This window comes from Hydrogenophaga sp. (assembly GCF_041633695.1).
GTDB lineage: Bacteria > Pseudomonadota > Gammaproteobacteria > Burkholderiales > Burkholderiaceae_C > Hydrogenophaga.
Window position 1 is genome coordinate 1 of the sequence record NZ_JBFJMY010000282.1, and the last position, 5629, is coordinate 5629.

The window sequence follows — 5629 nt, forward strand, 5'->3', positions numbered from 1 at the left end:
AATCCGACAGCCGGATTGGCGGTGACGCCCGAAAACGCATCGCTGCCGCCGCATTGCACGCCGACCACCAGATCGGACGCGGGGCAGGTTTCGCGGCGGCGTGCGTTCAAGCGCTCCAGGTGTGGCTTGGCCTGCGCCAGGATGCTGTCGATCATCGACATGAAACCCACGTGTTTTTCGTCTTGAAGGGACACCACGTCCAGCCCGTCGCCACGCTGGTCGGCAATGGGGATCGAACCCGGCGGCAGCAAGCGCTCGGGCTGCAGCTTTTCGCAGCCCAGGCTGAGCACCATGACTTCGCCGCCGAAGTTCGGGTTGCTGGAAATGTTGCGCAGGGTGCGGATCGGGATGATGGCGTCGGGCGCGTCAATAGCAACGCCGCAGCCATAGGTGTGCTCCAGGCCCACCACACCGTCCACATTCGGGTATTTGGGCAGCAACTCGGCGCGGATGCGCTCCAGGGCGAAGTCGAGCACACCGGCCACACATTGCACGGTGGTGGTGATGGCCAGCAGGTTGCGCGTGCCCACGCTGCCATCGGCGTTGCGGTAGCCCTGGAACGTGTGCCCTTGCAGCGGCGGCAGTTCGGCGGGTGGGTTTGAAGCGGGCAGGCCTTCGAGCGAACGCGCCTCTGGCATGCGCAGCCGCTGCTCGTTGACCCAGCCACCGGCGGGAATGTCCACCGCCGTGTGGCCGATCACCACGTTGTAGCGCCGCACTTCGCTGCCCTGCGGCAAGGCTTGCAAGGCCAGCTTGTGGCCTTGGGGCACGCGCTCGGCCAGGGTCACGCCGTCGGCGCAGACCGTGCCAGCGGCCAGGCCACCGTCGTTGGCGACGATGGCCACGTTGTCGGCCGGGTGCATGCGGATGGTGAGAGCGGGTGCGGTCATGCGGAAATTTCAATCCAGTTCGGGTTTTGGCCCACGGGCAGACGCTGTTGCAGCGTCAAGGCGCCGGTGGTGGTGTCGATGGCGTAGCGGCTCAGGTGGTGTGAGCTTTGGCCCACCGCCAGCAATTGCCGCCCATCGGGTGTGATCGCAAAGCCGCGCGGTTGGGTTTCTGTGGGCATGTGGCCCAGCAGCGCCAAGGCGCCGCTCGTTTGGTTCACAGCAAAGGCCGCCAGTGTGCTGGATCGGCGCTCGCAGCTGTAAAGAAACCGGCCGTCGGGTGTGAGATGCAGGTCGGCGGCCCAGGGTTCGCCGCCGAAGCCGGGTGGCAAGGACGACAGCGATTGCCGGTGCATCAAGAGCCCGGTATCGGGATCGAAGTGGAGCAGGTCGATGCTGGCGTCCAGTTCGTTGAGCAGATAGACCCAACGCCCGTTGCGGTGGAAGCGCAGATGCCGAGGGCCTGCGCCTGCGCGTGCGTTCCAGGCGGGCGGGTCGTTGGGTGTGAGCTGTCCGGTGCTGGCGTCGAGGTGGAATTGCAGCACCTGCCCGCCGCCCAGGCACGTCGCCAGCACGTGGTGGTTCGATGGGGTGGCCACGATGGCATGGGCGTGTCGCCCGGTGGGAATCGTCTGCTGCGCCTCGCCCACCAGGCCGTCTGGCGCAATGGGGCTCACGCTCAGCAGGTCGCCCTGGTAGGACGCGGCGAACAGGTAGCGCCCGGTCTGGTCGGTCGAGATGTAGGCCATGCTGGCGGGCAGGGCCGCTTCGCCCAGCAGGTGGAGTTGGCCGCTGGCGCGATCGATGGCCAGGGTGAGCACGGCCAGCGGCTCGCTGCGCCGCGCCACATACAGCCAGCGCCCGCAGGGGCTTTGCGCCATGGGCATGAGCGTGCCGCCCAGCGGTGTCACCTGCAGCGGGCGCAGCGTGCCGTCGTGCTCCAGCGCCAGGCTGTGCACGTCGCCGCTGTCGGCGTGCGAAACAAAAACCAGGCCTTGCTTTGAGGTCATGGCGGTTCTCAAAGACCCAGCGTGCGCGGCAGCCAGAGCGATAGCCAGGGCAGGTAGGTCACCATCAACAGCACGACGAACAAGGCCACAAAGAAGGGCATCAGCGCCTTGGACACCACCCCGATCTTGAGCTTGGCGATGGCACTGCCCACGAACAGCACGGTGCCCACCGGTGGGGTGATGAGGCCAATGCCCAGGTTCACCATCATGATCATGCCGAAATGCACCGGGTCCACACCCAGCACCTTCACCACCGGCAACAGAATGGGCGTGAGGATCAGGATCAGGGGCGACATGTCCATCAGCGTGCCCAGCACGATCAGCAGCAGGTTGATCAGACCCAGGATCACGTACTTGTTGTCCGACAACTCGGTGAGAAAGCTGGTGACCCGCAGCGGAATCATCATCAGCGTCATCAGGTAGCCGAAGGCGGCGGCAAAGCCGATCAGGATCATGACGATGGTCACGGTCTTGACCGTGCGGTGCACCAGCTTGGGCAGGTCGCGCCATCGGTAGTCGCGGTAGATGAACATGGTGACGAAGAAGGCCCACAGCACCGCGATCGACGCCGACTCGTTGGCGGTGAACACGCCCGAGAGAATGCCGCCCAGGATGATGACCATGGTCATCAAGCCCCAGAGCGCTTCAACGCAAATTTTCAGCGCCTGGCGCAGCGGAATCACTTCGCCCTTGGGGTAGTTGTGTTTGCGCGCCTTGTAGAGGCACAACACCGCCAGGGTGAGGCCCATGAGCAGACCTGGCAGAACGCCCGCCATGAACAGCGCGGCGATGCTGACCGAACCACCCGCTGCCAGCGAATAGAGCACCGCGTTGTGGCTGGGTGGAATCAGAATGGCTTGCACCGAACCGCTGATGGTGACCGCGGTGGCGAATTCGCGCGGATAGCCCTTTTTCTCCATCTCGGGAATCAGCACCGTGCCGACCGAAGCCGTGTCGGCCACCGAAGAGCCCGAGATGGCGCCAAAGAAAGTGGAGGCCAGGATGTTGACCAGCGAGAGGCCGCCACGCACAAAACCCACCATCACACCGGCAAACGCCACCAGACGCCGTGCCATGCCGCCTTCGGCCATGATGGCGCCGGCCAGCACGAAGAAGGGAATGGCCAAGAGCGAAAACTTGTTCACCCCGGCGGCGATCTGGATCATCACCGCGTCGAGCGGGATGTCGATGTACAAAGCCCCCGCCAGCGCGGCCAGACCCAAAGAAAAGGCGATGGGAACACCCAGCACCATGAGCAGCACAAAGCTGCCGATCAAGACAAACGCGTCCATCAGTGGGCCTCTTGGGTTGGGGTTGGGCCGAAAGCGTCGTCACTTTCTTCGTAGCGCATCAGCGGGCGGCGTTCTTGTGGACCGACCCAGCGCCGCTCGATCACAAACAGCAGCGTGGCCAGGGACCCCAGTGGCAGCGCGGCATAGGTCACGCCCACCGGCAGCCAGGGCAGTTCGCTGATCGACTGGCCCATGGTGGCCAGGCACAGGCTGGTGCCGTACCAGACCACGAACAGGCAGGCCACCGCCATCAGCAGGTCGACCAGCACCGTGCTCAGGTGGCGCACGGGCGGCGGCATCAGTTCGGTGACCATGGACACGGCGATGTGCGTGTTGGCCCGGTAACCCGCTGCCGCGCCGACGAAGGTGAACACCATCATGAGCAGGATGGCGATGGGTTCCGGCCACTGCGAACCCGTGCCCAGCACGTAGCGCGTGAACACGCCCCAGGGAATGATGAGCGACATGCACACGATGGCAAAACCCGCCAGCCAGATGCACGCCAGGTACAGGCGGTCCATGGCGGCAACGTAGAGTGATTTCATGTAAAAGCTTTCAAGCCCGCCCCTGCCAGAAGGCGGAGGCGGGCGAACAGTCAGCGAAGGGCCTGCTTATTTGACTTCGCCAATGCGCTTCATCAAGTCGGCGAAATCGACGCCGTATTTGGCGCGCACCGGTGCGGTGGCGTCAAAGAAAGGCTTGTTGTCGATGCTGATGAACTCCACACCTTCGGCCTTGAGCTTGGTCGTGTAATCGGCCACGGCCGCATCCCACAGCGCGCGCTGTTCCATCTGGGCTTCGCGGCCCAGCTTTTTCACCAGGGTCTGGTCGGCGGGAGTGAGCTTGTCCCAGGCCACCTTGGACATCACGAGCAGTTCGGGAATGATCAGGTGGTTGGTCTGGGTGTAGTACTTGGCGCCGGCCTTGAAATGGTTGGCGGTGTACAGGCTGGGCGGGTTGTTCTCGGCGCCATCGACGACCCCGGTCTGGATGGCGGTGAACACCTCGCCGTAGCCCATGGCGATGCCGTTGCCACCCATGGCGTTCATGGTGTCCACAAACAAGGGGTTGCCCATCATGCGAATTTTCTGGCCCTTCAGGTCGGCCGGTGTGCGCACCGGCTTCTTGGTGTAGAGGCTGCGGCTGCCGCCATCCATCCAGGCCAGGGCCACCATCTTGGCCGGGCTGGCGCTGACCTTGTCGAGCAGTTCCTGGCCAATAGGGCCGTCGATCACGGCGCGCATGTGGGCGATGTCGCGGAACACAAAAGGCATGTTGAACACATTGACTTCGGGCACCACCGGACCGACCGGGCCCAGCGAGGTGCGCAGGATCTGGATCGCACCGACCTGGGTCTGCTCGATCATCTCCTTCTCGCCACCGAGCACGCTGCCCGGGAACATCTGGAACTTGTAGCGGCCTTGGGTCGCTGTTTCCAGCTTCTTGCCCATGTTCTCCACAGCCACCACGGTGGTGTAGCCGGCGGGGTGCACGTCGGCGGCTTTCAGCACGGTTTGTGCGGCGGCCATGCCGATCACGCTGGCACAAGCGGCGGCCACGGTGGCCTGGATCAGGGTTCTGCGGTTCGTCATATCGGGGTCTCCTGGGCGCCAAAGCGCGGTGGTGGATGAAACGAGGGTGGAAAAAGTTGCCGACCTATCCAAATCTGGAACGCATCTGCTACATTGAACACATACATCTCATCATCAGTTGTCGTACAACTAATTTAACAGATGCAAACCACTGCCTCTATCGGGAATACCCTCATGAATCGGGATCTGTCCAGCCGCAACAAGTCGCGCACCTTGTCGACCGAGCTGGCCCATGTGCTGGTCGATCGCATCCGCAGCGGTGCCTATGCGCCGGGCGAAAAGCTGCCCAAAGAAGCGGCTTTCATGGAAGAGTTTGGCGTCAGCCGCACCGTGGTGCGCGAGGCGATCTCGTACCTGCAGGCGGTCAACATGGCCGAAACCCGCCACGGCATCGGCACCTTTGTGCTGCGGGCGGAAGAAATCGCGCCCTTCCGCATCTTGCCGGAGCAACTGGGCACGCTGCGCGACACCATCGCCTTGATGGAGTTGCGCATCGGTATCGAGACCGAGGCGGCGGCCATTGCGGCGTCGAGGCGCACCGAGGAAAACCTGCGCGCCATGCGGGTGGCGCTGGACGGGTTTTCGGCCGCTATCGAAGCGGGGCAGGACGCCGCCAGCGCCGACTTCCAGTTCCACCGCGAAATCGCGCTGGCGACGCAGAACAGCCATTTCGCCGAGGTCATGGCCTCCTTGGGCCCCGGTGTGATTCCGCGCGCGCGTCTCGCCACCGATGGCGCGGGGCAGCCCAATCGGCTGGTCTATTTGCGGCTTGTGCACCAGGAGCACGAAAGCATCTTCAACGCCATTCGCAACCAGGACATGGACAGCGCCCGAGCGGCCATACGCAC

6 protein-coding genes are annotated in these 5629 nt (G+C 64.0%); 1 reads left to right on the plus strand and 5 read right to left on the minus strand.

Features of this window, described 5'->3' with window-relative positions; translation table 11 throughout:
* From ABYB95_RS15985 to ABYB95_RS16005, 5 genes are all read right to left on the minus strand, one after another.
* The coding region (locus ABYB95_RS15985; protein WP_372659552.1) for a UxaA family hydrolase at window positions 1-890 on the minus strand (890 nt) is incomplete at its 3' end.
* On the minus strand, window positions 887-1897 hold the full coding sequence (locus ABYB95_RS15990) for a lactonase family protein (RefSeq protein WP_372659553.1): 1011 nt from the start codon (window positions 1895-1897) through the stop codon (window positions 887-889). The genes ABYB95_RS15990 and ABYB95_RS15985, both read right to left, overlap by 4 nt.
* Before the next feature lie 8 nt (window positions 1898-1905).
* Window positions 1906-3189 carry a TRAP transporter large permease gene (locus ABYB95_RS15995; protein ID WP_372659554.1) on the minus strand — a complete coding sequence of 428 codons (1284 nt, stop codon included), beginning with the start codon at window positions 3187-3189 and terminating at the stop codon, window positions 1906-1908.
* Window positions 3189-3734, minus strand: coding sequence for a TRAP transporter small permease (locus ABYB95_RS16000; RefSeq protein ID WP_372659555.1), 546 nt, complete (start codon window positions 3732-3734; stop codon window positions 3189-3191). The genes ABYB95_RS15995 and ABYB95_RS16000 overlap by 1 nt, the downstream gene beginning before the upstream one ends.
* Before the next feature lie 66 nt (window positions 3735-3800).
* Window positions 3801-4781 (minus strand): TRAP transporter substrate-binding protein, encoded by a 981-nt coding sequence (locus tag ABYB95_RS16005; protein ID WP_372659556.1) that lies wholly within the window; start codon window positions 4779-4781, stop codon window positions 3801-3803.
* A gap of 174 nt (window positions 4782-4955) precedes the next feature.
* On the opposite strand from ABYB95_RS16005, the gene ABYB95_RS16010 reads away from it, so the two are divergent.
* On the plus strand, window positions 4956-5629 hold a 674-nt coding region (locus tag ABYB95_RS16010; protein WP_372659557.1), incomplete at its 3' end, for a FadR/GntR family transcriptional regulator.